The organism is Streptomyces sp. NRRL B-24572, from assembly GCF_002156145.1.
GTDB classification, from domain to species: Bacteria; Actinomycetota; Actinomycetes; order Streptomycetales; family Streptomycetaceae; genus Streptomyces; species Streptomyces vietnamensis.
The window spans coordinates 1-257 of the sequence record NZ_MWIG01000576.1 but is presented as its reverse complement, the minus strand read 5'-3'; the positions used below and the strand labels follow the sequence as shown (position 1 = coordinate 257).

Annotated in this window: 1 pseudogene; it reads left to right on the top strand. The window is 74.3% G+C overall.

Annotated features, from left to right (window positions below):
* A pseudogene (locus tag CCN56_RS30440) lies at positions 1–196 on the top strand (hypothetical protein); the annotation flags it as partial.
* Positions 197–257 lie beyond the last annotated feature (61 nt).

The window sequence follows — 257 nt, the reverse complement described above, 5'->3', positions numbered from 1 at the left end:
CGCCCGGCGCGTGGTCCTCGCGACCGGTGCCCACGAGCGCTCACTGGCGTTCGGGGACAACGACCGCCCCGGTGTGATGCTGGCCGCCTCGGCCCGGACGTACCTCCACCGGTACGCCGTTCTGCCCGGCCGGCACGCGGTCGTGTTCACCACCAACGACAGCGCCTACGCCGCCGCACTCGACCTGGCGGCGGCGTAGGCGCTGTCGTTCGCGGTGAACCCGACCGCGTGCCGGCCGGGCAGAACGGCGTACCGGT